This window comes from Azospirillum sp. B510 (assembly GCF_000010725.1).
GTDB lineage: Bacteria > Pseudomonadota > Alphaproteobacteria > Azospirillales > Azospirillaceae > Azospirillum > Azospirillum lipoferum_B.
On record NC_013854.1, the window covers coordinates 1,404,536 to 1,429,475 of the forward strand.

Annotated in this window: 24 protein-coding genes; 16 read left to right on the forward strand and 8 right to left on the reverse strand. The window is 67.4% G+C overall.

Features of this window, described 5'->3' with window-relative positions; all coding sequences use genetic code 11:
* The first annotated feature begins 331 nt into the window (after positions 1–331).
* The 9 genes from coxB to AZL_RS06535 all read left to right on the forward strand — a co-directional run bounded on the left by coxB (position 332) and on the right by AZL_RS06535 (position 8,464).
* Entirely contained in the window at positions 332–1,189 is an 858-nt protein-coding gene (gene coxB / locus AZL_RS06495; protein ID WP_042442687.1) for a cytochrome c oxidase subunit II, read from the forward strand.
* Between the two features lie 168 nt (positions 1,190–1,357).
* Positions 1,358–2,983 (forward strand): cytochrome c oxidase subunit I, encoded by a 1,626-nt coding sequence (gene ctaD, locus AZL_RS06500; RefSeq protein ID WP_012973846.1) that lies wholly within the window; start codon positions 1,358–1,360, stop codon positions 2,981–2,983.
* Positions 2,984–3,123: 140 nt separating this feature from the next.
* Positions 3,124–4,035: a heme o synthase gene (gene cyoE, locus AZL_RS06505; protein ID WP_012973847.1), complete on the forward strand. Its 912-nt coding sequence runs from the start codon at positions 3,124–3,126 to the stop codon at positions 4,033–4,035.
* Positions 4,032–4,217 (forward strand): hypothetical protein, encoded by a 186-nt coding sequence (locus tag AZL_RS06510; protein ID WP_042442690.1) that lies wholly within the window; start codon positions 4,032–4,034, stop codon positions 4,215–4,217. The genes cyoE and AZL_RS06510 overlap by 4 nt, the downstream gene beginning before the upstream one ends.
* Positions 4,217–4,864 (forward strand): cytochrome c oxidase assembly protein, encoded by a 648-nt coding sequence (locus tag AZL_RS06515; protein WP_012973848.1) that lies wholly within the window; start codon positions 4,217–4,219, stop codon positions 4,862–4,864. The genes AZL_RS06510 and AZL_RS06515 overlap by 1 nt, the downstream gene beginning before the upstream one ends.
* Positions 4,865–4,885: 21 nt before the next feature.
* Positions 4,886–5,761, forward strand: coding sequence for a cytochrome c oxidase subunit 3 (locus AZL_RS06520; RefSeq protein WP_173380471.1), 876 nt, complete (start codon positions 4,886–4,888; stop codon positions 5,759–5,761).
* Positions 5,762–5,830: 69 nt separating this feature from the next.
* Positions 5,831–6,202: a DUF983 domain-containing protein gene (locus AZL_RS06525; RefSeq protein ID WP_042442692.1), complete on the forward strand. Its 372-nt coding sequence runs from the start codon at positions 5,831–5,833 to the stop codon at positions 6,200–6,202.
* Positions 6,199–6,999, forward strand: coding sequence for an SURF1 family protein (locus AZL_RS06530; RefSeq protein WP_012973851.1), 801 nt, complete (start codon positions 6,199–6,201; stop codon positions 6,997–6,999). The genes AZL_RS06525 and AZL_RS06530 overlap by 4 nt, the downstream gene beginning before the upstream one ends.
* Positions 6,977–8,464 (forward strand): carboxypeptidase M32, encoded by a 1,488-nt coding sequence (locus AZL_RS06535; protein WP_012973852.1) that lies wholly within the window; start codon positions 6,977–6,979, stop codon positions 8,462–8,464. Before AZL_RS06530 ends, AZL_RS06535 begins: the two co-directional genes overlap by 23 nt.
* Positions 8,465–8,545: 81 nt before the next feature.
* On the opposite strand, the gene trpE is transcribed toward AZL_RS06535, so the two are convergent.
* From trpE to AZL_RS06560, 5 genes are all read right to left on the reverse strand, one after another.
* Positions 8,546–10,057, reverse strand: coding sequence for an anthranilate synthase component I (gene trpE / locus AZL_RS06540; protein ID WP_012973853.1), 1,512 nt, complete (start codon positions 10,055–10,057; stop codon positions 8,546–8,548).
* 41 nt (positions 10,058–10,098) lie between these two features.
* The gene (locus AZL_RS06545; protein ID WP_012973854.1) at positions 10,099–11,979 is read right to left on the reverse strand and encodes a SurA N-terminal domain-containing protein; all 1,881 of its coding nucleotides are present in this window, start codon (positions 11,977–11,979) and stop codon (positions 10,099–10,101) included.
* Positions 11,980–12,201: 222 nt separating this feature from the next.
* Positions 12,202–12,381: a CsbD family protein gene (locus AZL_RS06550; protein WP_012973855.1), complete on the reverse strand. Its 180-nt coding sequence runs from the start codon at positions 12,379–12,381 to the stop codon at positions 12,202–12,204.
* Between the two features lie 104 nt (positions 12,382–12,485).
* A complete protein-coding gene (locus tag AZL_RS06555; RefSeq protein ID WP_042442694.1) occupies positions 12,486–12,812 on the reverse strand; it encodes a hypothetical protein in 327 nt (108 codons plus the stop codon).
* A gap of 20 nt (positions 12,813–12,832) precedes the next feature.
* The gene (locus tag AZL_RS06560) at positions 12,833–13,048 is read right to left on the reverse strand and encodes a hypothetical protein (RefSeq protein ID WP_042442696.1); all 216 of its coding nucleotides are present in this window, start codon (positions 13,046–13,048) and stop codon (positions 12,833–12,835) included.
* Between the two features lie 187 nt (positions 13,049–13,235).
* Here AZL_RS06560 and AZL_RS06565 point away from each other — a divergent pair, with 187 nt between their 5' ends.
* Complete coding sequence (locus AZL_RS06565) at positions 13,236–13,601, forward strand: YnfA family protein (RefSeq protein ID WP_012973857.1); 366 nt, start codon at positions 13,236–13,238, stop codon at positions 13,599–13,601.
* Here AZL_RS06565 and AZL_RS06570 read toward each other — a convergent pair.
* Entirely contained in the window at positions 13,573–13,821 is a 249-nt protein-coding gene (locus AZL_RS06570; protein WP_042442698.1) for a hypothetical protein, read from the reverse strand. The two genes, AZL_RS06565 and AZL_RS06570, sit on opposite strands and share 29 nt — an antisense overlap.
* A 602-nt stretch (positions 13,822–14,423) precedes the next feature.
* On the opposite strand from AZL_RS06570, the gene AZL_RS06575 reads away from it, so the two are divergent.
* The 3 genes from AZL_RS06575 to AZL_RS06585 all read left to right on the forward strand — a co-directional run bounded on the left by AZL_RS06575 (position 14,424) and on the right by AZL_RS06585 (position 18,933).
* Positions 14,424–16,580, forward strand: coding sequence for a putative bifunctional diguanylate cyclase/phosphodiesterase (locus AZL_RS06575; protein ID WP_042442700.1), 2,157 nt, complete (start codon positions 14,424–14,426; stop codon positions 16,578–16,580).
* Positions 16,581–16,922: 342 nt separating this feature from the next.
* Complete coding sequence (locus AZL_RS06580) at positions 16,923–17,870, forward strand: Fe(3+) ABC transporter substrate-binding protein (RefSeq protein WP_247894298.1); 948 nt, start codon at positions 16,923–16,925, stop codon at positions 17,868–17,870.
* A 1-nt stretch (position 17,871) separates the two neighbouring features.
* Complete coding sequence (locus tag AZL_RS06585; protein ID WP_012973861.1) at positions 17,872–18,933, forward strand: ABC transporter ATP-binding protein; 1,062 nt, start codon at positions 17,872–17,874, stop codon at positions 18,931–18,933.
* A gap of 31 nt (positions 18,934–18,964) precedes the next feature.
* Here the strand turns inward: AZL_RS06585 and AZL_RS06590 are convergent, their stop codons facing one another.
* Positions 18,965–20,752: an ABC transporter ATP-binding protein gene (locus AZL_RS06590; RefSeq protein ID WP_148219238.1), complete on the reverse strand. Its 1,788-nt coding sequence runs from the start codon at positions 20,750–20,752 to the stop codon at positions 18,965–18,967.
* A 195-nt stretch (positions 20,753–20,947) separates the two neighbouring features.
* Between AZL_RS06590 and AZL_RS06595 the strand changes: the two genes are divergently transcribed.
* Complete coding sequence (locus AZL_RS06595; protein WP_247894299.1) at positions 20,948–21,994, forward strand: patatin-like phospholipase family protein; 1,047 nt, start codon at positions 20,948–20,950, stop codon at positions 21,992–21,994.
* 24 nt (positions 21,995–22,018) lie between these two features.
* On the opposite strand, the gene AZL_RS06600 is transcribed toward AZL_RS06595, so the two are convergent.
* Positions 22,019–22,201, reverse strand: coding sequence for a hypothetical protein (locus AZL_RS06600; RefSeq protein WP_012973864.1), 183 nt, complete (start codon positions 22,199–22,201; stop codon positions 22,019–22,021).
* 160 nt (positions 22,202–22,361) lie between these two features.
* Between AZL_RS06600 and AZL_RS06605 the strand changes: the two genes are divergently transcribed.
* Both AZL_RS06605 and AZL_RS06610 read left to right on the forward strand, forming a co-directional pair.
* Complete coding sequence (locus AZL_RS06605; RefSeq protein ID WP_012973865.1) at positions 22,362–22,913, forward strand: RT0821/Lpp0805 family surface protein; 552 nt, start codon at positions 22,362–22,364, stop codon at positions 22,911–22,913.
* A 119-nt stretch (positions 22,914–23,032) separates the two neighbouring features.
* Positions 23,033–24,928 (forward strand): potassium/proton antiporter, encoded by a 1,896-nt coding sequence (locus tag AZL_RS06610; RefSeq protein WP_012973866.1) that lies wholly within the window; start codon positions 23,033–23,035, stop codon positions 24,926–24,928.
* The last annotated feature ends 12 nt before the right edge of the window (positions 24,929–24,940 follow it).

Below are 24,940 nucleotides of genomic sequence, written 5' to 3' on the forward strand. Positions count from 1 at the left end.
TCCAACGGACTGCGACGGAATGCCGCATGGCATGTCCACAATCCGCGCTCAACCTTTATTCCCATGGCGCCTGGGAATGTGAGGGAAAGTCTATGGAATTGGTGGGAGAGAGGAAAGGCTTGTAACCCAGCGTGGCACGGGGATAAGCTCCAGCTGCGGGTATATGTCGCGCTAAGATGGCGTGATCCCTGCATAAACTGGCGTTCGCTGATAAGCCCAATCATGGACCGCGCGAACAGATACCGGTCCGGACCAACAGGGCGGAGGGGGCGTCGGCGGGAAGAGACGACCGCGGGCCATGACGAGCGTCGCGGCTAAGAAGGGGTTGGGGATGAAAAGGCAAAGCCTGTACGCCGCCGGCCTGGCGGCGGTCCTGTCGATGGGTGTGGGAGGCGCGGGCTGGGTCGGCGCCGCCCTGGCGAACGAGCCGCGGCCGTGGGAGATGGGCATGCAGCCCTCCGCCTCGCCGGTCAAGCATCTGATGACCTCGTTCAACGACCTGCTGACCGTCATCATCACGCTGATCGTCGTCTTCGTCGCGGGGTTGCTGGCCTATTGCGCCGTCCGCTTCAACGCGAAGAGGAACCCGGTTCCGTCGAAGACCTCGCACCACACGTTGCTGGAGGTCGCCTGGACCGTGGTTCCGGTCATCATCCTGATCGTGATCGCCGTGCCGTCCTTCAAGCTGCTCTACGCGGCGGAGCGCATCCCGCAGGCCGACATGACCATCAAGGTCACCGGGCATCAGTGGTACTGGGATTATGAATATCCCGACCATGGCAACATCACCTTTTCCAGCTACATGATCGCCGATGCGGATCTGAAGCCGGGTCAGCGTCGTCTGCTGGAGGTCGACAACCGCGTCCTCGTGCCGGTCAATACCACCGTCCGGGTGCTGGTGACCGCCGGCGACGTGATCCATTCCTGGGCGGTGCCGGCCTTCGGCCTGAAGAAGGACGGCGTTCCCGGCCGCATCAACGAGACCTGGTTCAAGGCCGAGCGCGAGGGCGTCTATTACGGTCAATGCTCGGAAATCTGCGGCACCAACCACGGCTTCATGCCGATCGCGGTGGAGGCGGTGTCGAAGGAGGCGTTCGACGCCTGGGTCGCCAAGGCCAAGACGGCCTCCGCGCCGAAGGATGGTCCCCACGATCTGGCATCGCGCCCGACCGGCACGCTGGTCGAATAGGCGGTGCCAGCAGGCGGTGCCCAGGCGGTACCGGCGGCGGTACCCGAACAAGCGGATGTCGCGCGGTCCGGGAGAGGGGCGGCGCGATAAGAAGAACCCACCCAGCCGCCGGCCCGTCGGACGGATCGGAGCGGACGGCGGCCGGGGACAGCGACAAAGGGTAGAGACATGGCGAACGCCACACCGGGACATGGGGAACATGGGGCGGACCATGCGCACGGACACGGGCATGACGATCATCACGTCCCCGGATTCGTGCAGCGCTGGTTCTATTCGACCAATCACAAGGACATCGGAACGCTCTATCTGATCTTCTCGGTCGTCGCCGGGCTGATCGGCGGCCTGTTCTCCGTGATCATGCGGGCGGAATTGCAGTCGCCGGGGTTGCAGTTCGTGTCGGACGGCCAGATGTGGAACGTGCTGATCACGGCGCACGGCCTGATCATGGTGTTCTTCGTCGTGATGCCGGCGCTGATCGGCGGCTTCGGCAACTGGTTCGTGCCGCTCATGATCGGCGCGCCCGACATGGCCTTCCCGCGCATGAACAACATCAGCTTCTGGCTGATCGTGCCGGCCTTCCTGCTGCTGCTGGGCTCCGCCTTCGTCGGCACCGGGGCCGGCACCGGCTGGACGATCTATCCGCCGCTGTCCTCACCGCTCGGCCACAGCGGGCCGTCGGTCGACATGGCGATCTTCGCCCTGCATCTGGCCGGCGCCAGTTCGATCCTCGGCGCGGTGAACTTCATCACCACCATCTTCAACATGCGCGCCCCCGGCATGACGCTGCACAAGATGCCGCTGTTCGTCTGGGCGATGCTGGTGACCGCCTTCCTGCTGCTGCTGGCGGTGCCGGTGCTGGGCGGCGCCATCACCATGCTGCTGACCGACCGCAATTTCGGCACCACCTTCTTCAATCCCGAAGGGGGCGGCGATCCCCTGCTGTTCCAGCACCTGTTCTGGTTCTTCGGCCATCCCGAAGTCTACATCATGATCCTGCCCGCCTTCGGCATCATCAGCCACATCATCTCGACCTTCTCCAAGAAGCCGGTGTTCGGTTACCTGGGCATGGCCTACGCCATGGTCGCGATCGGCGTGGTCGGCTTCGTCGTGTGGGCGCACCACATGTACACGGTCGGTCTCGACGTCAACACCAAGGCCTACTTCACCGCCGCCACCATGATCATCGCGGTGCCGACCGGCGTGAAGATCTTCTCCTGGATCGCCACCATGTGGGGCGGCTCGATCGAGTTCAAGGTGCCGATGCTGTGGGCGATCGGCTTCATCTTCCTGTTCACCGTCGGCGGCGTGACCGGCGTCGTGTTGTCGAATGGTGGGCTCGACAACTATATGCACGATACCTACTACGTCGTCGCGCACTTCCACTACGTGTTGTCGCTGGGCGCGGTGTTCTCGATCTTCGCCGGCTGGTATTACTGGATCGGCAAGATGTCGGGCCGTCAGTATCCGGAGTTCTGGGGCAAGGTCCATTTCTACACCACCTTCATCGGCGTCAATCTGGTGTTCTTCCCGCAGCATTTCCTCGGCTTGTCGGGCATGCCGCGCCGCGTCCCGGACTATCCGGACGCCTTCTGGGGCTGGAACATGGTCTCGTCGGTGGGCGCCTATATCTCGTTCGCCTCCACCCTGCTGTTCGTCTGGATCGCCTGGAAGACGTTGCGCAGCGGCGAGCGGGTGCCGGCCGCCTATTGGGGCCCGCAGGCCGGCACGCTGGAATGGACGGTCAGCTCGCCGCCACCCTTCCATGCGTTCGAAACATTGCCGCAGGTCAAGTAACCATGGTAACCGGCGGGCGTCGCCGCGAGGAGGCGCCCGCCCTATCTTGAAGGGACGAAGCCGAGCAGCCTGAAGAATGGGCGCCGGCGGCAGGGGTGCCGGGGTGACGACCCGGGGTTAGAAGACGACAAGGACAGACCATGACGGATGTGACGAACGAACTGACGCTCAACCAGACGGGAGGGGCGTCGGCCGGTGACTTCATCGAACTGCTGAAGCCGCGGGTCATGTCGCTTGTGGTTTTCACCGGGCTGGCCGGTATCGTGCTGGCTCCCGGTCACCTCCATCCCTTCCTGGCCGTGGTGGCCGTTCTCTGCATCGCCGTCGGCGCCGGCGCGTCGGGTGCCATCAACATGTGGTACGACCGCGACATCGACGCGGTGATGAGCCGCACCGTCAAGCGCCCGATCCCGTCGGGCCGGGTCGAACCGGCGGAGGCGCTGGGCTTCGGCGTCACCCTGTCGGTGCTGTCGGTGGTGGTGATGGGGTTGGCGGTGAACTGGGCGGCGGCGTCGCTGCTGGCGCTGACCATCGGCTTCTACGTCTTCGTCTACACCATGTGGCTGAAGCGCCGGACTCCGCAGAACATCGTCATCGGCGGGGCGGCAGGCGCCTTCCCGCCGATGATCGGCTGGGCCGCCGTGACCGGCACGATCGATCCGCCGTCCGTCCTGCTGTTCCTGCTGATCTTCCTGTGGACGCCGCCGCATTTCTGGGCGTTGGCCCTGTTCCGCAATGGCGACTACACCCGCGCCGGCGTGCCGATGATGCCGGTGGTGGCGGGAGCGGCGGCGACCAAGCGCCAGATGCTGGTCTACACGCTGATCCTGCTGCCGGTGGCGGCGGCCCCGTTCTTCGTCGGCATCGCCGGGCCGGTCTATCTCGCGGTGTCGGCGATCCTCGGGCTGATGTTCGTTGGCTGCGCCGTGCGCGTCCTGCGGGCGGACGACGACGGACCGGCCAGGAGGATGTTCGGCTTCTCGATCTTGTACCTGTTTCTGCTGTTCGCCGTGATGATGGGCGAGCGGCTGATCAACGGAGGGTGGGCATGACGGTGATGGAACACAACGCGCCGACCGGCATCCGCAACGCGGTGGACGAGCAGAAGCGGCAGGACGCGGAACTGCGGGCACGCAAGCTGCGCAGCCGCAACCTGGCGGTCCTGGCCGCGCTGTTGGCGCTGGTCGTCCTGTTCTATGCGATCACCGTTGTCCGGATGGGCGGGGCGCACTGATGACCGGGCGCGACGACGACAGGCTGCGCCGCCGCAACCGCCTGCTGCTCGGCTCGCTGTTCGGGCTGGTGGCGGGGATGATCGGGCTGACCTACGCGTCGGTCCCGCTCTACAACCTGTTCTGCTCCGTCACCGGCTTCGGCGGCACCACCCAGCGGGCGGAGCAGGCCGCCGCGCGCGTCGTCGACCGCAAGGTGACAATCCGTTTCAACGCCGACACCAATTCCGCCCTGCCCTGGTCCTTCAGGCCTGAACAAAAGGATCTGGTGCTGAAGATGGGAGAAACCGGTTTCGCCGCCTACCGGGCGGAGAACCGGGGCAAGACCCCCACCGTTGGAACGGCGGTCTACAATGTCACGCCGGAAAAGGTCGGCGCCTATTTCAACAAGTTGCAGTGTTTCTGCTTCACCGAACAGGTCCTGGAACCCGGCCAGGTCGTGGATATGCCGGTGACCTTCTTCGTCGATCCGGCGATGGCCGACGATCCGAACATGGACGACGTGACCACCATCACGCTGTCCTACACCTTCTTCCGCGCCACGGACAGCGAGGCCAAGCTGGCACAGCACACGGCCGCCGCATCCACCTCCTCGGCGCCGGGGGCAAGCAAACAAAAGGCGGAGCCGGGGGCGACCGCCACTAACTAAACCATATGGGGTAGTGAGACGATGGCCGACATCACCCACGGGCAAATGCCGCACGCCGAACCGTCAGCCCATGAACCGGGCGCCGGCATCCCGCATCCCTACCATTTGCTGAAGCCGAGCCCCTGGCCGCTGATCGGCGCCTTTTCCGGCGGGCTGCTGGCGACCGGTCTGGTCATCTACATGCATGGCGGCGGCAAGCTGCTGATGATCCTGGGCGTGCTGGCCATCCTGGTCACCATGTTCGGCTGGTGGCGGTCGGTCATCCGGGAATCGGTGGTGGAACGGGCTCACACCCCGGTGGTCAAGATCGGCCTGCGCTATGGCATGGCGCTGTTCATCGCGTCCGAGGTGATGTTCTTCGCCGCCTTCTTCTGGGCCTTCTTCCACGCGGCGCTGGAGCCCAAGGCGACGGCCGTCAATCCCGGCGCCCATTGGCCGCCGCCGAACATCCACGTCATCGACGCGTTCGACATGCCGCTGATGATGACACTGACCCTTCTGCTGTCCGGCGTGACCGTGACCTGGGCGCACCATGCCATCATCGAGGGCCAGAACCGCGTGGCGGCCAAGGCGCTGGGGCTGACCGTGCTGCTGGGGGTGCTGTTCACCTTCTTCCAGGGCTACGAGTATGTCCATGCCTCCTTCAAGTTCACCGATGGCATCTTCCCCTCCACCTTCTACATGGCGACCGGCTTCCACGGCTTCCATGTGCTGGTTGGCACCATCTTCCTGGCGGTCTGCTGGATGCGCACGGTGAAGGGGCACTTCACCCCGCAGAGCCATTTCGGCTTCGAGGCGGCGGCCTGGTACTGGCACTTCGTCGACGTCGTCTGGTTGTTCCTGTTCGTGTCGGTCTATTGGTGGGGCGGTCATGGCGGCGTGGTCGCCAGCCACTGACGCCACCGGTGCCGAGCCGTTCCGGCGGTGCCCCAAACAGCCGGAACGGCCCGAACAGGAGTGTCCAGCGTGAGCGACCATCATCCCACCGTTTCCCCGCTGTCGGCGGGCCTGCGTTGCGTCTGTCCGCGTTGCGGCAAGGGTCGGCTGTTCCATGGCTATCTGACTGTGGCGGAGCGCTGCGAGGCCTGCGGCCTGGATTTCGCCCAGGTCGACAGCGGTGACGGCCCGGCGGTCTTTCTGATCTTCATCCTCGGCTTCCTGGTGGTGCCCGTCGCCTTGTGGGTGTCGATGTCGGTGGACTGGCCGCTGTGGCTGCATGCCATCGTCTGGAGCATCGTTGTGCTGAGCCTGACGCTGGGCATGCTGCGGCCGGCCAAGGCCTCCGTCATCGCCTTGCAGTACCGTTATCGCCGCAGCGAAGTGGAGAAGGGTTCTTGAACGCCGTCGCCGCCGGCTTGGCGGAGCGGCGGCGGTTCCGCCCGTCATTGGCGGCGACGCTGATCACGCTGTTCGGGCTGGCGCTGACCATCGGGCTCGGCACTTGGCAGATCGAGCGGCTGAACTGGAAAGAGGAGCTCATCGCTCGGATCGGCCGGCGGATGGCGGAACCGCCGACGCCGCTGCCTTCCCGCATCGACGATCCCGCCATGTGGGAGTTCCGTGCGGTGACGCTTGCCGGGCGCTTCCTGAATGACAAGGACCTGTTGCTGATCGCCCGCCCGCAACAGGGACAGGTCGGTTACGAGGTGCTGACGCCGTTCCAGCGCGCGGATGGGGCCGGGCTGGTTCTGGTCAACCGTGGATTCGTGCCGATGGAGCGCCGCGCCCCCGAGACCCGGAAGGCGGCTTGGGTGGAGGGGGAGACGACCATCGCCGGCGTCGTCCGTGTGCCGCAGCCGCCCGGACTGTTCCAGCCCGGCAACGGTACACCGGCCGCCGGTTCCGTGTGGATGCATGCCGATCCGCCCGCCATGGCGGCGGCGCTGTCGCTTGGTGGTGTCGCCCCGGTGGTGGTGGAGATGCTGCCGGGGCAGGGGAAAGGACTGCCTGGCGCGCCGTCCGGAACCCTGGCGGGCATCACGCCACGGGTGGAGCTTCCGAACAACCATCTCCAGTATGCCTTGACCTGGTATGGGCTTGCGGCGACGCTTGCCGGCATCTACGTGCTGTCGCAGCGCAAGCGCGCCGACACCGGAACCGACGGACGACCCGATGACCGCTTATCAGGAGCTTGAACGCCGCCATGCCCGCATCGCCGCCATCGGCGACGCGCTGGGCATTCTCGGTTGGGACACCCAGACGATCATGCCGGAGGGCGCCAACGACGGCCGGGCGGAGCAGACCGCGACCCTGTCGGTGATCGCGCACGAACTGGCGACCGACCCGCGTATGGCCGATCTGCTGGCCGAGGCGGAGGCTGATGACGGTCTCGATCCCTGGCAGCGCGCCAACCTGCGCGAGATGCGCCGTCACCACATCCAGGCCACCGCCATCCCCGCCGATCTGGTGGAGGCGACCAGCAAGGCGGTGTCGGTCTGCGAGATGACATGGCGCGCCGCGCGGGCGGAGAGCGACTTCGCCAAGCTGCTGCCGTCGCTGACCGAGGTGCTGGCCCGCGTCCGCGACGGGGCGGAGGCGATGGGGGCGGTGATGGGGATCAGCCCCTATGACGCGCTGCTCGACAGCCACGACCCCGGCGCGCGGGCCGAGCGCATCGACGCGCTGTTCGCCGACCTGGGCGGCTTCCTGCCCGACCTGATCGGTCGCGTTCTCGACAGGCAGGCCGGGGCGCCGGCGGCGGTCGAACCGCAAGGCCCCTTCCCGGTCGAGAAGCAGCGCGCGCTTGGCGTCCGCATGATGGAGCGGCTGGGCTTCGATTTCACCCGCGGCCGGCTCGATGTGTCGCTACATCCCTTCTGCGGCGGGGCGACCGGCGATGTGCGCATCACCACCCGCTATGACGAGGCGAATTTCGCCGACGCGCTGATGGGCGTCCTGCACGAGACCGGCCATGCGCTATATGAGCAGAACCGTCCGCGCGCCTGGTTGAGCCAGCCGGTGGGGCAGTCGCGCGGCATGGCGGTGCATGAGAGCCAGTCGCTCCTGATGGAGATGCAGGCTTGCCGCTCGCCCGAGTTCATCACCTGGCTGGCCCCGGTGGCGCGCGAGACCTTCGGCGGCGAGGGTCCGGCCTGGGAATCCCTCAATCTGCGCCGCCTCTACAGCCGGGTCGAGCGCGGCTTCATCCGCGTCAATGCCGACGAGGTGACCTATCCCGCCCATGTCATCCTGCGCTATCGCCTGGAAAAGGCGCTGATCGCCGGGGATCTGGCCCTGCCGGACCTGCCGGGCGCCTGGAACGACGGCATGGCGGAACTGGTCGGGGTGGTGCCGCCGAACGACCGGCTGGGCTGCCTCCAGGACATCCACTGGCCCGGCGGCGGCTGGGGCTATTTCCCGAGCTATACGCTGGGCGCCATGACCGCGGCGCAACTGTTCGACGCCGCCCGCAGCGCCGATCCGGAGATCGTTCCGGCGCTGTCGCGCGGCGAGTTCGCGCCGCTGGTGGAGTGGCTGCGGGTGAATGTGCATGAGACCGGCTGCTTCCACGCCTCCGGTGACGACCTGCTGACCGCGGCGACCGGCCGGCCGCTCGACGCGTCGGTGTTCAAGCGCCATCTGGAGCGGCGCTATCTCTGACCGCCGCTTCGCGGTGCAATACCTCGGAATGAGAAAGGCCGCCCGGATGGCGGCCTTTCTCATTCGTCGCAAAGAGTGCGATCATCCTCGCGCGGTGGTGCGCAGGGTCTCCTCGGCGGCGCGGATCAGGGCCATCGACTTGTTGACGGTCTCCTGATATTCGGCCTCCGGATCGCTGTCGGCGACGACGCCGCCGCCGGCCTGGACATACATCATGCCGTCCTTCAGCACGGCGGTGCGCAGCGCGATGCAGGTGTCCATGGCGCCCGACGCGCCGAAATAGCCGACGCAGCCGGCATAGACGCCGCGGCGCGCCTTCTCCAGCTCGTCGATGATCTCCATGGCGCGGACCTTCGGCGCGCCCGACACCGTGCCGGCGGGGAAGCCGGCGACCAGGGCGTCGAGCGCGTCGAACTTCGGATCGAGGTCGCCCTCAACGTTGGAGACGATGTGCATGACGTGGCTGTAAAGCTCCACGATCATCTTGGACGTCACCTTGACCGTGCCGACCTTCGCCACCCGGCCGACATCGTTGCGGCCGAGGTCGAGCAGCATCAGATGCTCGGCCAGTTCCTTGGGATCGCTCAGCAGATCGGCGGCCAGCGCCTCGTCCTCCGCCGTGGTGGCGCCGCGCTTGCGGGTGCCGGCGATCGGGCGGACCGTGACTTTTCCGTCGCGCACGCGCACCAGGATTTCCGGGCTGGAGCCGACGACGGTCAGCTCGCCGAAATCGCAGTGGAACAGGAAGGGCGACGGGTTCAGGCGGCGCAGGGTGCGGTAGAGCGCCAGCGGCGAGGGCTTGAAGGGGAAGCGGATGCGCTGGGACGGCACCACCTGGAAGATGTCGCCGGCGCGGATGTACTCCTTCGCCTTCTCCACGATCGCGTGATACTCCTCGCGCGTCGTGTTGGAGGTCCAGGCCAGCGGCAATCCGTTCTCGGTCCGCGGCTCCCGCCGGTAGGGCAGGGGGCGTTCCAGATCGGACAGCGCGTCGGTCAGCCGCTCCCGCGCGTCGGCATAGGCGGTGGCGGCGTCCTTGCCGGCCTTCGGCCAGACCGGCGTCACCAGCGTGATCGAATCGGTGTGGCTGTCGAAGATGGCGACGATGCTGGGTCGGGTCAGGATGGCGTCCGGGATGTTCAGCTCGTCCGGATTGCCGTCCGGCAGCCGTTCCATCAGGCGGACCATGTCGTAGGTCATGTAGCCGAACAGGCCGGCGGCCATTGGCGGCAGCTCCTCCGGCAGGCCGATCCGGCTCTCGTTGATCAGGGCGCGCAACTCGTCGAGCGGTGCCCGGTCGAGCGGCCGGAAGGCTTGGCGGTCATGCAGGGCGTCGCGGTTGATCTCCGCCCGGTTGCCGCGCGACCGCCACACCACGTCCGGCTTGAAGCCGATCACCGAATAGCGGTCGCGCCGCGATCCGGCCCCACGCTCCGCCGATTCCAACAGGAACCCGAAGGGACGGCCGTCCGCCAGCTTCATATAGGCGGAGACCGGCGTCTCCAGGTCGCTGACCAGCGTGGTCCACACCACCTGCGGCCGACCGGCGGCGTAAGCGGCGTCGAAGCTGGCGATATCGGGCTGGACCTTCACGGCACGAGACCTCTTGCGTTGCGGCTGGCTGGGCCGGAGCGTCAGTTGCTGGCGAAGAACTGGTCGATGCGCTGGCGGTGGATGCGGACCGGGTACTTGTCGCGCAGCGCGTTGGTGAATTCGGCCATCAGATCGCCTTCCATCCCCTGTTCCACCGATGCGCGGACCGCCGCCAGATCGGCGTCGGCGGCCTTCGGATCGGCCGGGATGATCTCCTTCAGGCGGGCGATCACCTGGGCATCGGCGCTGTTGCCGCTGATCACCTCGTTCGGCTTGGCGGTGAACAGCTTGGCGACCATGTCGCCCGGCAGGCCCTGGACCGTCTGGGCGTCGCGGGTGAAGGGGGCGGTCATGGCGAAGCTGGCGCCGGCCTGGGTGGCGACGTCCTGTGCCGCGGCCTCCGCCCCCTGCTTCAGGCGGGTGGCGATCTCCTCCGCCTTCTTGGCGGCGCGGTCGTTGCGTTGTTCCTGCTGCCAGTCGGCGATGACCTGATCGCGCACGTCGGCCAGCGGACGGACCGCGGCGGGGATGACGCTGTCGACGCGGACGGCGATGAAACTGCCGCCCTCGCCTTCGGTAAGGTTCGAGGTGGCGCCGGCCTTCAACTGGAACGCGTTGGGCAGCAGCGCCTTCAGGGCCGGCAGATCGGGGGCGGCGTCCTTTCCGTCCGGCGCCTTGCCGGTGCTGTCGATGGCGGCGACCTTGGTCAGCACCAGGCCCTGGGCCTGGGCGACCTCTTCCAGGGACGCGCCGCTGGCAAGCTGGTCCTCGACCCTGTTGGCGATGGAGAAGACGGAGTCGAGCGCCTGTTCCTTCTTCATCTCGGCCGCGAGCTGGTCGCGGACATCCTCGAAGCTCTTGGTCGAAGCCGGGGTGACGCCGGTGACGGCCATGACATGCCAGCCGAGCGCGCTCTTGATCGCGTCGGACGGCTTGCCCGGCTCCAGCGCGAAGGCGGCGTCGCCGATCTCCGGCAGGTCGGCCTTCCCGATGTTGTCGAGGCTCACCGGCTCGACACCGGTCTCCTTGGCGGCCTCGGCCAGACCCTTGGCCTTGGCGGCCTCGGCGATCCGCTTGGCCTTGGCCTCGTCATCGACCACCACCATCTGGACCGTGCGCTTTTCCGGGGCGCCGAACTCGTTCGCACGCTCCTCATACGCCTTGCGCAGTTGGGCGTCGTCGATCTTGATGTCCTTCGCCAGCGCGTCGGGCGACAGGCGGGCGACCGTGAGGGCGCGGTATTCCGGGGCGGTGAAGCGGACCTGATGGTCCTCATACGCCTGCTTGATCGCCGCGTCGTCGGGCGCGCCGACATCGCCGATGGAGGCGTTGGGCAGGGTCACCACCTCCGCCACGCGCTTTTCGCCACGGAAGCGGTAGAGATCCTGCACCAGCGGCTGCGGCGGGGCCAGTCCGGCCGACACCGCGCCGGCGACCAGCTGGCGTGCCGTCTCGCGCTGGATCATCGCGACATAGCCGTCCTCGGTCAGCTGGTTGTTGCGCAGCACCGATCGGAAGATGTTCGGGTCGAACTTGCCCTGCTGGTTGCGGAAGGCCGGCTCGTCGGCGATGCGCAGGCGGACCACCTCCGGCCCGACGGCGATGCCCATGTCGGTCGCCGCGAGGTCGAACAGCGTGCGCTGGATCAGCGATTGCAGCGACTGCTCCAGCAGGCCGAAACGCTTGGCCTGATCGGTGGTGAGGTTGCCGCCCAGCATGGGGCGCAACCGTTCCATTTGCCGGCGGAATTCCTGGTCCAGAGCCTGCTGCCCGATCTCCACCTTGCCGACCTCGGCGACGGTGGTGGGCGTGCTGGAGCGGAAGACATCGCCGATCCCCCAGATGCCGAAGCTGAGGATCAACAGCACGAACAGGATCTTGACGACCCAGGAGCCGGCGAAATTGCGGATGAACTGGAGCATGGGACCCGAATCTAAGCGCGTCGTTCGGCCGTCCGGCCGGGGCGGCGCATCATAGATAGGGGAGGGTGGGGCGGCAACAGCCCATTTCCGGCTCGACGATCTCAGGAGACCTCGGCCACCATCCCCGCTTCGCCAAGCGAAGGCCCCGGCCGTGCGGGACGGCCGGGGCGCGGAAGGGCGACATGGTTCCAGAGCCTCCGGGGAGGACTGGAGGCGGGAGGGTTACTTCAGCGCGTCGCGCACGGCATCCTTGGCGCCGCCGATGCTGTTCTGAACCTTGCCGGCGGCTTTCTCGCCGCGACCCTCGGCCTCGGTCTTGGTGTCGCCGGTCATCTTGCCGACGGTCTCCTTGATCGAGCCCTTGATGGAACGGGCGGCGCCCTCGATGCGGTCCTTGTCCATGGTGGCAACCTCTTGCGAGTTGATTGACGCCAGGACAACGCGGCAGGCGGCGAAAAGGTCCATTGAAATCGTTTCAGGAAGGCGAGGCCGGCGGCGGCCTATGCTCAGGCGCGGCGCGGACCGTCGATGCCGCGGTCGGCCGGCCGATGCGGGGTGCCGCCATTATCAGGCGCGGGCTTGGCGGCGCGCCGGCGCAGGGTGGCCAGTCGCAGGGCGTGATGGGTGATCTGGTCGCGGAAATCGCGGTCGACGCGGCTGAAGGCGCTGTAGGCCAGCTTCACCGCCGCCGGCGAACGGGTGCGCAGGGCCTCCCGCAGGGAATCGCGCAGCGTGCGCAGTTCGAGGATACCCGGAACAAAGGCTGTTTCGACCGCTTCCGTCAGGATTTCGACGGAACACAGGGTCGTTTCGTCATCAAGGGCAAGGCTCAATCGGCGTCCTCCCGGAATGGTCAGGAACCGAGCAGATCCGCGACCGCTGTCAGACAGTCGCGGTGGGACAGGCAGTCCTCGCAGCAACCGTCGGGGGGACGCGGATGTGTGCAGTGCAGACGGCGCAATGCCTCCAGTTCCTGATACATGGCATGCTTCCTGGCGTCCGAGATGACATCGGTCGCGCGGATCGTTTCAAGAGCATCCCGCATGGGGTTGGTCGCATCGATGAACATCGGTGTATACCTCCCTTCCCCGCGAATTTATGCCGCACTCCCGGCCAAGTCCATGAATGCACTGAAATATTAGGGCGCCAAATTGCAACGAGCTGTTGCGCGTTTCACCGGCATGCGGCGCATTGACGCTGGCGGGACGAAGCGTCAGCATCGCTGCCGTCGATAATGGGAATAAAATGGAGATCGGATGGAGCGGGCGCTTTGGCCGACTCTGGCGGTGTATGGAGCGGCGGCGTTGGCGGAGATCGCCGGCTGTTTCGCCTTCTGGGCCTGGATCCGGTCGGGCCGGAGCGCGTGGTGGACAGTGCCGGGAGTGGCGTGCCTGTGCCTGTTCGCCTGGCTGTTGACGCTGGCCGACGCCGGCTTCGCCGGGCGGGCCGACGCCGGCTTCGCCGGGCGGGCCTATGCCGCCTATGGCGGCGTCTATGTCGTCACGGCGCTGTTGTGGCTGTGGCTGGTCGAGGGCGCACGGCCGGACCGCTGGGATGCGGCCGGCGCACTGGTCTGTCTTGTCGGAGCGACGCTTATTCTGGCCGGCCCCCGTGGGGGGTGAGGCCGCGCGATGCCGGTCGGCTGATCGACCGCCCCAGGGCCGGGCCGTTCACCAGCACCAGCCGGCCGCCGTCATCGATTCTCAGATAGGCGCCGACACGCACCGCGCGGCGCAGGATATCATCGTTGAGCATGATCTGCGCATCGGCCAGGGACAACGGTGTGCCCTGGTAGTACGCACGGCCATCGGTGTGTCGGATCTGGCTGAATGCGGTGGTCATGTCGGCATGCTCCCTCTCGTTTCTCGAACGGCGGACCGTTGGCGGACCCGACTTGGCGGCAGTGGTTTTGGCGGCTGCCATCGGGAAAACGCCTGGGGCGTCCGGTTTATTCCTCCATAAGGGGCGACCGGGCGGGTTGCCGCGGTCCCGGGTCTGTCCGAAGTAATCTTGTTACGATGGCGCCGCCGGTCCAGGGGGACGGCGGATGCAGTCATACTGTCGCAGATCTCACCCACAAAAGCTGTGTCAATGCGGGGAATCCGGGTACTTATTTCCGGATCGGCGCCACGCATTGAACCATGTCAATCACGCATCGGCTCCTGGCGGTTAGCATGGAGCAGTTATTATGCGATCGTTGGAGCGCGTATGCATCGGGTTATCCCCGGCTGCGCAAATGTTGGACAGCTTTGTTACCACTTGGCGTTGGAAAACCTGCCGGACGGGGTCATAATACGGCATCGGCTATTCAATCAGCCACCCCATCCATCCAGTGGACCACCCAGTGGGCCATCCACCGGGTGGCCATTCATGCGGCAGCGTGCCGGCCTTTCCGGCAGCCAGAGAAAACGGATCGTTTCGTGGACCTACAACCGGCGGATCAGATGAAGGGTTCCGAGAGCGGCGGCGGGCTGGCAGCCGCCGATATGCCCCGCGATCCGGCCTTTCTGGCTTCCCTGGCCGCCAGCCTTCTGGATGATGGCGGCATGGCGCTGGTCTATCTCGACCGCGACTTGGTGTGCCGCCATGCCGACCCGCATTTCGCGGCGGTGCTGGACCGTTCGCCGGCCGATCTCATCGGGCATCGGTTGACGGCGATCGCCCATCCGGTAAGCGCGGCGGTGGAGGCCGCCATCGCGGCGCTCGGCGATCCGCCGATGCGGAACGCGGCGCCGCTCGATTGCCCGACGGTCGGCCGCGACGGCCGACGCTTCATTCTCAGCGGCAGCGTGGTCGCCCATCGGGACGCGGCCGCGACAACGGTCGGCTATCTCGGCAGCTTCCACCGAACCGGCGATCCCGACCGCATCGCGGAATTCGTGACCTGCCGCGACTCCTTCATCGCGACCCTGCTGGATGCGGCGGTGGACGGCATCATCGTCTCCGACCGCACCGGCGTCATCCGGTCCATCAACAGCGCCTGCTGCCGCCTGTTCGGCTATGACGACGGCGAACTGGTGGGGCGGAACATGACCGTCCTGATGCCGCCGCCCTTCTCGCGCGATCACGGACGCTATGTCGACGGCTACATGCGGACCGACCGGGCCAAGATCATCGGCATCGGCCGGGAAACGCTGGGCCAGCGCAAGGACGGCACCGTCTTCCCCATCCATCTCAGCGTCGGCGAGGCGCGGCTGGGCAATGACGTGACGTTCGTCGGTATCATCCGCGACATTTCGGAACGTCTGGCGGCGGAGCGGCGCGCCTCCTACCTCGCGCGGCACGATCCGTTGACCGGCGTGCTGACGCGCACGGCGTTCCTGGAGGAATGCGAGACGCTGTTGGCCACCTGCCGCCCCGATGGAGGGGAAGCCGGGGCCGCTTCCGGGGGAGGCGCCGACCAGTTCGCCCTGTTCTCCCTCGACGTCGACCAGTTCAGCGACGTGAACGAGGCCTTCGGCTTCCATGTCGGCGACGCGGCGCTGAAGGCGATGGTCAGCCGCGTGACCGAGGTTCTGCCGCCCAACACCATCATCTGCCGCATCGCCGCCGACGAGTTCGCGGCGCTGTCACGGGTGACCGACGCGGACCATGCCCGCCGGCTGGCCGGTGTCCTGCATGACCGTCTGACGGCGTCGATCTACGCCGACCGGCATTGGGTGCGGCTTCGGCTGTCCGTCGGTGCGGCGGTGCGCGACGAGTCGGCCGGCACGCTGGAGGACCTGAACGCCAAGGCCAAGCTGGCCCTTCAGGCGGTGCAGCACAATGGCGGCAACGCCGTCTGCTTCTACACGCCGGAGATGGCGGCGGCGGCGACGCGCCGGATGATGCTGACCATGCATCTGACCCACGCCATCGAACGGAACGAGTTGCGCCTCGTCTATCAGCCGATCGTCGACCGGAATGGCCGCGTCCGCTCGGCGGAGGCGCTGCTTCGCTGGGACCATCCCGCGCTGGGGCCGGTTTCGCCCGGGGAGTTCATTCCGGTCGCCGAGGAAAGCGGACTGATCGTGCCGCTCACCGACTGGGTTCTGTCCACCGCCATCGCCCAGATGGCGCGATGGGAGGCGGCGGGCGTGCTGCCCGACCGCGTCTTCCTCAACATCTCCGGCCAGCAGTTCCTGCGCGGCAATCTGATGCTGCGGCTTGACGAGCTGCTGGGCGAGCATCCGTCCTTGCGCCGCCATCTGGGGCTGGAGATCACCGAACAGGCGGCCGTGCGCGACCTCAAGGTCGCGGTGCGCACGCTGGGCGAGTTGGCCGACCTCGGCATCCAGGCGGCGATCGACGATTTCGGGTCGGGCTATTCCTCGCTCAGTTATGTGCAGCAGTTGCCGGTCGCGAAACTGAAGATCGACCGCGCCTTCGTGATCGATGTCCCGGAGAATCCCAAGAGCAACGCCCTGGTCCGCGCCGCGGTCGGCATGGCGCATGGTCTGGGTCTGACCACCGTCGCCGAAGGGGTGGAGACCGAGGAGCAGCGCGATTTTCTGGTCTCGGTCGGGTGCGACATGATGCAGGGCTTCCTGTTCGGCCGTCCGATGACCCCCGACGCGCTGGCCGATCTGGTTCGCGGGCAGGCGGCCCCCGCCCCCGCCTGATCCGGCTTCTCCGGCGTATTCAGCGCGGACCCCCTTCCGTACGACCGCGCCTTTAAAGTCCGTCTGGTGCTCATTGAAACAGCAGACGGACTCTGAACTTTTGGTTTTCCGTGTGATTCAGGCTCCGGCGGGACTGGGCGCGTCGTCGCTTGTCCGCTCTCGGCCGTCCATTCCCCTGGTTCGGAAAATCCCGTCTCGACAGCATCCGCTGCAACTGATATCCATTCTCACATCAATTGAGAGGCGTTATCAGTCCGGGAGTGATGGATGTTCACTGACAAGATCGCAGCCGTTGTTTTCGCCGTTTGTGCTTTGAGCGCTTTTGATGTTCAAGCGCAAGAGGTGAATGTTTACAACTCACGGCATTACAACACTGATCGCACGATCTATGAGACCTTCACCAAAGCGACCGGCATCAAGGTCAATATTGTCGAAGGTAACCATGATGAGCTGATCCAGCGTTTGAAGTCGGAGGGGGCCAGCAGCCCGGCCGATCTGCTGATCACGGTGGACGCCGGCCGTCTGGCCGCCGCGGCCAAGGACGGGCTGCTCGCCCCGGTCAGCTCTCCGGCGCTGGAGGCGGTCAAGGTTCCCGCCAACCTGCGCGACCCGGATGGCGCCTGGTGGGGTCTGTCCAGCCGCGCCCGGATCATCGTCTATGCCCGTGACCGGGTGAAGCCGGAGCGGATCAAGGATTACGAGGATCTGGCCAAGCCGGAGTGGAAGCACCGCGTCCTGACCCGCAGCGGCACCCATTCCTACAGCCTGGCCCTGACCGCCTCGATGGTCGAGGCGCTGGGCGAGGAGAAGACGGAGGAGTGGGTGAAGGGCCTGGTCGCCAACCTCGCCCGGCCGCCGCAGGGCGGTGACACCGACCAGATCAAGGCGGTCGCGGTGGGCGAGGGCGATGTCGCCATCGCCAACACCTATTATGTCGGCAAGATGATCGTCTCGGCCAAGCAGGAGGACCGCGAGGTCGCGTCCAAGATCGGCGTCCTCTTCCCCAACCAGGACAACCGCGGCACCCACGTCAATCTCAGCGGCGCCGGCGTGGTGAAGAGTTCCAGGAACCCGGAGAACGCCCGCAAGCTGCTGGAATATCTGCTGAGCCCCGAGGCGCAGCGCCAGTTCGCCGACGGCAACATGGAATATCCGGTCAATCCGGCGGTTCAGCCCCATCCGGAACTGGTGAAGCTCGGCAGCTTCAAGGCCGCCGAGGTCAACGCCGCGTCCTTCGCCGCCCACACGCCGCAGGCGCTGCGCATCATGGACCGGGCCGGCTGGAAGTAAGATGACCGGCGCCCTTCCTCCCTCCGTCGTCCTGTCCGGCATCACCCACCGTTATGGCCGGCTCACCGCCGTCGACGATGTCTCGCTGTCGGTCGCCCCGCGCGAAGTGGTGTGCGTCGTCGGCCCCTCCGGCTGCGGCAAGTCGACCCTGCTGCGCCTGATCAGCGGATTGGAGACGGTCCAGGCTGGCGGGATCGCGGTGGACGGGTTGACGCTCGCCACCGCCGGCCGCTCGCTGCCGCCGGAAAGGCGGCCGGTCGGCATGATGTTCCAGGACTTCGCGCTGTTCCCCCATTTGACGGTGGCGGGCAACATCGCCTTCGGCCAGACCGACCGGCCGCGCGCCGAGCGCAAGCGCCGGGTGGAGGAGCTGCTGGAGACCATGGCGCTCGCCCGCTATGCCGACGCCTATCCGCACACCCTGTCGGGCGGGCAGCAGCAGCGGGTCGCCCTGGCCCGAGCCATGGCGCGCGACCCCAAGGTGCTGCTGCTGGACGAGCCCTTCTCCGCCTTGGACGCGCAGCTCCGCCGTTCGGTCCGGGAGGAGGTGGTGCGGATCATCCGCGCCAGCGGCATCGCCACCATCGTCGTCACCCACGATCCGGAGGAGGCGATGGAGATGGGCAACCGCGTGGTGGTGATGGAGGCCGGACGCATCGTCCAGGCCGACACGCCGGTGACCCTCTATCAGCGTCCGGTCAACAGCTTCGTCGCCCGCCTGTTCGGCGAGGTGAACCGCTTCGAGGCGACGGTCAGCGACGGGCAGATCGTCACGCCGCTGGGACGCATCCTGGCGCCGCATCTGTCCGGCGGCACCAGGGTGGAGGTGGCTTGCCGGGTGGAGGATGTGGAACTGGCTCCGGCCGGCGCCCGCCCCGACGCCGTGCCGGCGCGGGTGCGGCATTCCAGCTTTCTGGGTGCGGCGACGCGGGTCTGCCTGGACCTGCCGGGCGGCGGGGCGGAGATCCATGCGCGCCTGCCGGGCCATGTGGAGGTTCACCCCGGCGAGGAACTGTCCGCCGCGCTGGCGCCCGAACGGGCGATGGTGTTCCCGGCGGGGTGAGGACGGGGGAAGGGGGCATCGCGGCCGGAACTCACGCCCCCGCCCGCACCTCGTCCTCGCCGAACTGAAGGCGGCACAGCCGGGCATAGGCGCCGTCGGCGGCGAGCAGCGCCTCATGGGTGCCCTGCTCGATGATGCGGCCGCCTTCCATCACGACGATGCGGTCGGCGTTGCGCACGGTCGCCAGACGATGGGCGATCACCAGCGTGGTGCGCCCCGCCGTCAGCCGTTCCAGCGCCGCCTGGACAAGGCGTTCCGATTCGCTGTCCAGCGCGCTGGTCGCCTCGTCCAGCAGCAGGATCGGCGCATCCTTCAGGAAGGCGCGGGCCAGCGCCAGACGCTGGCGCTCGCCGCCCGACAGCTTGACGCCGCGGTCGCCGATCACGGTGTCGTAGCCTTCGGGCAGCCTCGACACGAAGTCGTGGGCGGCGGCGGCCTTGGCGGCGGCGATGACGTCGTCCATACCGGCGTCGAGCCGGCCGAAGCTGATGTTGGCGCGCACCGTGTCGTTGAAGAGGACGGTGTCCTGGCTGACGATCGAGACGGCGCCGCGCAGACTGCGCAGCGTCGCGCCGCGCACGTCCTGGCCATCGATCAGCACCTCGCCCCCCGTCACGTCATAAAGGCGCGGGATCAGGTTGAAGACGGTCGATTTGCCGGCGCCGCTGCGGCCGACCAGCGCCACCGTGCTGCCGGCCGGCACATCGAGGTCGATGGCCTTCAGCGTGTCGGCCCCGGCTTCGTAGGAGAAGCGGACGCCACGCAGTGCGACGGCACCCTTGGAGATGGCGAGCGGCCTGGCGTCCGGCCGTTCCAGGATGGTCGGCTGCTGGTCCAGCAGTTCGAAGATGCGCTGGGCGGCGGCCAGCCCCTCCTGCAGGGCGGCGTTCAGCGTGCCGATGGCGCGCACCGGCTGCGCCGCCATCAGCAGCGCGCCGACGAAGCCGGAGAAGGCGCCGACCGATCCCTCGCCCACCGTCATGCGATAGCCGGCGAAGGCGATCACCCCGGCCACCGCGACGCCGCCCAGCACCTCCATCATCGGGTCGATGCGCGAGCGGGCGCGCACCGCCTTCATGGTCAGCACGTAATTGTCGTGGAAGGCGCGGCCGGCGCGGGCGCGCTCATAGTCTTCGAGGTTGTAGGTCTTGACCATGCGGGCGCCCGACAGGCTTTCGGTCAGCAGCGAGGTCATGTCGCCCATCTGCGCCTGGGTATCGCGGGAGACGCGGCGCAGCCGCTTGCCGATGCGCACGATGGGCACGGCGGCGATGGGATAGATGATGAACACGATCAGCGACAGCAGCCAGTCGAGATAGAACATCGACCCGACCAGCGCGATCACCGTCAGGATGTCGCGCACCAGCCCGGTCAAGGTGCGGCTCAGCGCGTTGCGGATCAGGTCGACGTCGTTGATGAAACGGGAGGTCAGCGACCCGGTCGGCGTCGCGTGCAGTTGCGCCATGTCGGCGGCTTGCAGATGCGCGAACATCGCCAGCCGGATGTCGGCGATGATGCGCTGGACGATGTCGCTGGTGACCACGGTCTGGGAATAGAGCGAGGCGCCCTTGATGATGGTCACCGCGACGATCGCCAGCGGGATCACCAGCAGCATGACGCGGTCCTGGGCGGAGAACATGGCATAGGACTGGTCGATCAGCAGCGGATAGGCCCCGGTGGTCGCCGCCACCACCGCCATCAGCAGGAAGGACAGCAGCAGCTTGCCGCGATAGGGACGCACCCATTCGCGCCACATCCGGGCCACCAGCCGCTCGGTCGTCGCATCCAGGCGCAGGGGCTTGCCGCTCTTGTTCGTCACGGTCGCATCCGATCTCTTGTCCATCGCCGATGGCTTATCCCATGGGCTTCGGCTTTGTCCACCGATGGACGCGGCGGATGGGACCGGCGCCGATTCCGGTTACAGGCTTCCTTTACCGGTTTCATGCGACGGTGCGGATGATCGGGGCGGCGAATGGCAAGGCCATCCGGAAGACCGCCGGGAGGAACAAGACGCATGGCGAACGGAAACGGCAACAATGGCGGCAACAATGGCGGCAACAATGGCGGGGGCACGGGCGGGGGCAACGGCGCAGGCGGGCGGCGCCCGCGCATCGGCCTTGCGCTCGGCGGCGGGGTGGCGCGCGGCTGGGCGCATATCGGCGTGTTGCGGGCCCTGAAACGCTATGGGATCGAGGCCGACATCGTCTGCGGCTCCTCGGTTGGCGCCTTGGTCGGCGGTGTCCATCTGGCGGGAAAGCTCGACATCCTGGAGGATTGGGCGCGCACGCTGACCCGGCTGAAGATCGTCGGCTATCTCGACCTGCGGCTGCGCCAGAGCGGCGGGCTGATCAGCGGCGACCGGCTGCTGGCGGAACTGCGCCTGCATCTGGGCGATGTGCGGATCGAGGAATTGCCCTGCCCCTATGCCGCGGTCACCACCGATCTGGTGACCGGCCACGAGGTGTGGTTGCAGCGGGGCGAACTGGTCGATGCCATGCGGGCCTCCTTCTCGCTGCCGGGGGTGTTTCCGCCGGTCTCGATCGACGGGCGCTGGATGATCGACGGCGCCCTGGTCAACCCGGTGCCGGTGTCGGCCTGCCGGGCGTTGGGCGCCCAGATGGTGATCGCCGTCAATCTGGCCGGCGACATCCTGGGCAAGGCGCGCAAGCCGGGGGCCAGCGTGCCGACCGCCGCCGGCTTCGACCTGCTGCGGCTGGTGGAGGACGAAGCGCCGGATCAGCGCCCACCAAGCGGGATCAGCGCCCTGGCACGCCGGATCTTCCGCCGCGACTATGAGGGGCCGAGCCTGTTCGGCGTGATGGTCTCGTCGCTCGGCATCGTCACCGACCGAATCACGCGGTCAAGACTGGCCGGCGACCCGCCCGACGTCCACATCGCGCCGCGGCTGGGTCATATCGGTCTGACCGAGTTCGACCGCGCCGCCGACTGCATCCGCGAGGGCGAGGCGGCGGTGGAGCGCGTCCTGCCCGACCTGCACGACGCGCTCTCCGTGTTCGCCACCGGCCCGCGCGAATCGACGCGCGCGCCGCTGCGGGACTGATCGCTCCTTGACGGGAGCCTATCGTCAATGGTCGATGGCGGTGCCCAGCGCGGCGCCGCCCAGGCCGCCGATCACGGCGCCGCGGGTGCCGTCGATCGCGTAACCGCCGGCGGCTCCGGCCGCGCCGCCGACCACGCCGCCAGTCGAGCAGGCGGTGAGGGAAAGGAGCGCCATAACCGCACCGATCAAACGCAAACGGGACATCATGCAACCCTCCTTGTGTTGACTGTTGGGTCCTTAAACACGCGGGATCGCGGTTTGCTTCCATTACTCCCGATCTTTTGCCCCACGGTCTTTCGGGGAACCTCTTCCGCCTTCAAGCGTTGAGCGGGCTTTGACCGAGAAACGTTGAAACGGGGGAGTTGTCATGCGGACCATCACCAAGCGCTGGCGCGCGGTCACCACCACGCGCTTGCGCGCGGTCACCACCACGCGCTTGCGCGCTGCCACAATCGCCGCCGTCGCGGCGCTGTCGCTCGCCGCCTGCCAGACCGGCAACAGCGGCGGCGGCATCGGCGGCATGAACACGACGGAAACCGTCGGCACGCTCGGCGGCGCCGTCGCCGGCGGCCTGCTCGGCTCCCGTTTCGGCGGCGGGGCGGGCAAGCTGGCGACCACGGCGATCGGCACGCTGCTCGGCGCCTATGCCGGCCAGCAGTTGGCCCGGAGCTTCAGCCCGGCCGACCAGAGCCGCGCCTCGGACGCCGAGGAACGGGCGGTCGCCAGCAACCAGACCATCACCTGGAACAACCCGCAATCCGGCAACAGCGGGACCATCCAGCCGGTGAGGACATACCAGGGCGGCGATGGCCAGACCTGCCGCGACTACAACCACACGGTCGTGATCGACGGCCGGACGGAGGTGGCGCGCGGCACGGCCTGTCGCCAGTCCGACGGAAGCTGGAGGCTGATGTCGTAAGCGTACAGCCTGTCCGAATGACCGTCTCCGGGTCCTGCGCCTTGCGGATGTGGAGGCTTGCCGTCAAAATCATCGGACTCCGCCGAATGGCGGCCCGATAAGAACGGCGTGCGGGGCTTATGGAGGCGGTCAGCTACATCATCCTCATCGGATCCTCCCTGCTGATCGTCAGCGTGCTGACCAGCTATCTCGCCTTGCGCGTCGGCGCGCCTCTGCTGTTGATCTTTCTCGGCATCGGATTGCTGGCGGGCGAGGACGGGATCGGCCACATCGTTTTCAACGACACCGACTCCGCCTTCCTCATCGGGTCGATGGCGCTGGCGGTGATCCTGTTCGAAAGCGGATTCGACACCAAGCTGGCCAGCTACAAGGCGGCGGCATGGCCGGCGATGACGCTGGCGACGGCGGGAGTGGCGGTGACCACCGGCGTGGTGGGCGTCGCCGCCCATTACCTGATGGGGCTGGGCTGGGGCGAGGCGCTGCTGGTGGGGGCGGCCTGTAGCTCCACCGACGCGGCGGCGGTCTTCTTCCTGCTGCGCGTCGGCGGCATCACGCTCCGCGACCGTGTCCGCTCCACGCTGGAGATCGAATCGGGCAGCAACGATCCGGTCGCCATCATGCTGACCATCCTGCTGGTCGAGGCGGCGGGCCATGGCCTGGCGTCCCCCGTCGCCATCGTCGGCGAGCTGGTTCTGGCCTTCGCGCTGGGCGGGGTGATGGGGCTGGCCGGCGGCTGGCTGCTGGTCGCCTTCATCAACAAGGCGAATTTCGAAGCCGGGCTGAATCCGGTGGTGACGCTGACCTTCGCCCTGTTCATCTTCGCGCTCACCAACGTCATGGGCGGCAGCGGCTATCTGGCGGTCTATGCCGCCGGGCTCTATGCCGGCAACGTCAAGCTGCGTGGGGCGCTGGAGCTTCGCCGCTTCCATTCCGGCCTGACCTGGCTCAGCCAGATCGTCATGTTCGTGATGCTCGGCCTGCTCGCCACGCCCAGGGAGTTCGGCGCCATGATCCTGCCGGCGCTGGGCGTGGCGGTGGTGCTGATCGTGGTGGCCCGCCCGGTCGCGGTGTGGATGTGCCTGCTGCCCTTCCGCTTTTCGGTGCGCGAGACCAGCTTCATCGCCTGGGTCGGCCTGCGCGGGGCGGTGTCGCTGCTGCTGGCGCTGGTTCCCGTGCTGGGCGGGCTGGAGAACGGGCAGCTGATCTTCAACACCGCCTTCATCGTCGTGGTCGTCTCCCTGCTGGTGCAGGGCTGGACCATCGGCAGCATGGCCCGTGCGCTGGACCTGATCGTCCCGCCCCGCCGCGGCCCGGTGGAGCGTGTGGAACTGGAGCTTCCCGGCAACGCCGACCAGGAGCTGGTGGCCTATACCGTCCATGCCAAGAGCCCGGCGGCGCGCGGGCAGCGCATGCCGCGCTGGGCCAAGCCCTCTCTCGTCATCCGGGCGGGCGCGGTGGTGCCGCTGCACAAGGTCAAGCCCCTTCAGCCCGGCGACCATGTCTATCTGTTCACGCCGCAGCACCGGCTGCCGCTGATCGACAGGCTCTATGGCGGCAGCCGGGCGCTCGACCAGTCCGACCGCGAATTCTACGGCGATCTGGTGTTGAGCCCGGACGCCACCGTCGAACAGATCGCCGAGATGTACGGCCTGCCGCTGTCGCTGTCCAACGCCCGGCTGACCTTGAGCGAGCTTCTGCGCAACGAGTTCGGCGGCTCCTGCGAACTGGGCGACCGGGTGCGCATGGGCGGCGTCGAGCTGATCGTGCGCGACATGGACGAGAACGTCATCACTTCGGTCGGCATGGCGCTGGAGCCGGTCCGCGTGACCAGCCGGCGCCGTCCGCTCTACCAGCGCATCATCGATGGCGGCGGGCGGCTGCGGGGCTGGTGGAACGAACATGCCTTCCGCCGTTGGAAGGAGCGGGAGAGGTTGCGGGAACGGCGTCCGCCGCCGGCCCAGGCCGGGAGCGCGGCGGTGCGCGAGGAGACGATGGAGACCCGTAACGAGGCGTGAGGACTCAGGGGG

Excerpts from the sequence above, each read along its gene's own strand:
- cyoE (WP_012973847.1), top strand. The coding sequence starts at position 3,124 with ATGACGGATGTGACGAACGAACTGACGCTCAACCAGACGGGAGGGGCG.
- AZL_RS06565 (WP_012973857.1), top strand. The coding sequence starts at position 13,236 with ATGGAGCGGGCGCTTTGGCCGACTCTGGCGGTGTATGGAGCGGCGGCG.
- AZL_RS06550 (WP_012973855.1), bottom strand. The coding sequence starts at position 12,381 with ATGGACAAGGACCGCATCGAGGGCGCCGCCCGTTCCATCAAGGGCTCG.
- AZL_RS06600 (WP_012973864.1), bottom strand. The coding sequence starts at position 22,201 with ATGATGTCCCGTTTGCGTTTGATCGGTGCGGTTATGGCGCTCCTTTCC.
- coxB (WP_042442687.1), top strand. The coding sequence starts at position 332 with ATGAAAAGGCAAAGCCTGTACGCCGCCGGCCTGGCGGCGGTCCTGTCG.
- AZL_RS06595 (WP_247894299.1), top strand. The coding sequence starts at position 20,948 with ATGGCGAACGGAAACGGCAACAATGGCGGCAACAATGGCGGCAACAAT.
- AZL_RS06515 (WP_012973848.1), top strand. The coding sequence starts at position 4,217 with ATGACCGGGCGCGACGACGACAGGCTGCGCCGCCGCAACCGCCTGCTG.
- AZL_RS06545 (WP_012973854.1), bottom strand. The coding sequence starts at position 11,979 with ATGCTCCAGTTCATCCGCAATTTCGCCGGCTCCTGGGTCGTCAAGATC.
- AZL_RS06570 (WP_042442698.1), bottom strand. The coding sequence starts at position 13,821 with ATGACCACCGCATTCAGCCAGATCCGACACACCGATGGCCGTGCGTAC.
- AZL_RS06575 (WP_042442700.1), top strand. The coding sequence starts at position 14,424 with ATGAAGGGTTCCGAGAGCGGCGGCGGGCTGGCAGCCGCCGATATGCCC.
- AZL_RS06560 (WP_042442696.1), bottom strand. The coding sequence starts at position 13,048 with ATGTTCATCGATGCGACCAACCCCATGCGGGATGCTCTTGAAACGATC.
- AZL_RS06510 (WP_042442690.1), top strand. The coding sequence starts at position 4,032 with ATGACGGTGATGGAACACAACGCGCCGACCGGCATCCGCAACGCGGTG.
- AZL_RS06610 (WP_012973866.1), top strand. The coding sequence starts at position 23,033 with ATGGAGGCGGTCAGCTACATCATCCTCATCGGATCCTCCCTGCTGATC.
- AZL_RS06520 (WP_173380471.1), top strand. The coding sequence starts at position 4,886 with ATGGCCGACATCACCCACGGGCAAATGCCGCACGCCGAACCGTCAGCC.
- AZL_RS06585 (WP_012973861.1), top strand. The coding sequence starts at position 17,872 with ATGACCGGCGCCCTTCCTCCCTCCGTCGTCCTGTCCGGCATCACCCAC.
- AZL_RS06535 (WP_012973852.1), top strand. The coding sequence starts at position 6,977 with ATGACCGCTTATCAGGAGCTTGAACGCCGCCATGCCCGCATCGCCGCC.
- ctaD (WP_012973846.1), top strand. The coding sequence starts at position 1,358 with ATGGCGAACGCCACACCGGGACATGGGGAACATGGGGCGGACCATGCG.
- AZL_RS06605 (WP_012973865.1), top strand. The coding sequence starts at position 22,362 with ATGCGGACCATCACCAAGCGCTGGCGCGCGGTCACCACCACGCGCTTG.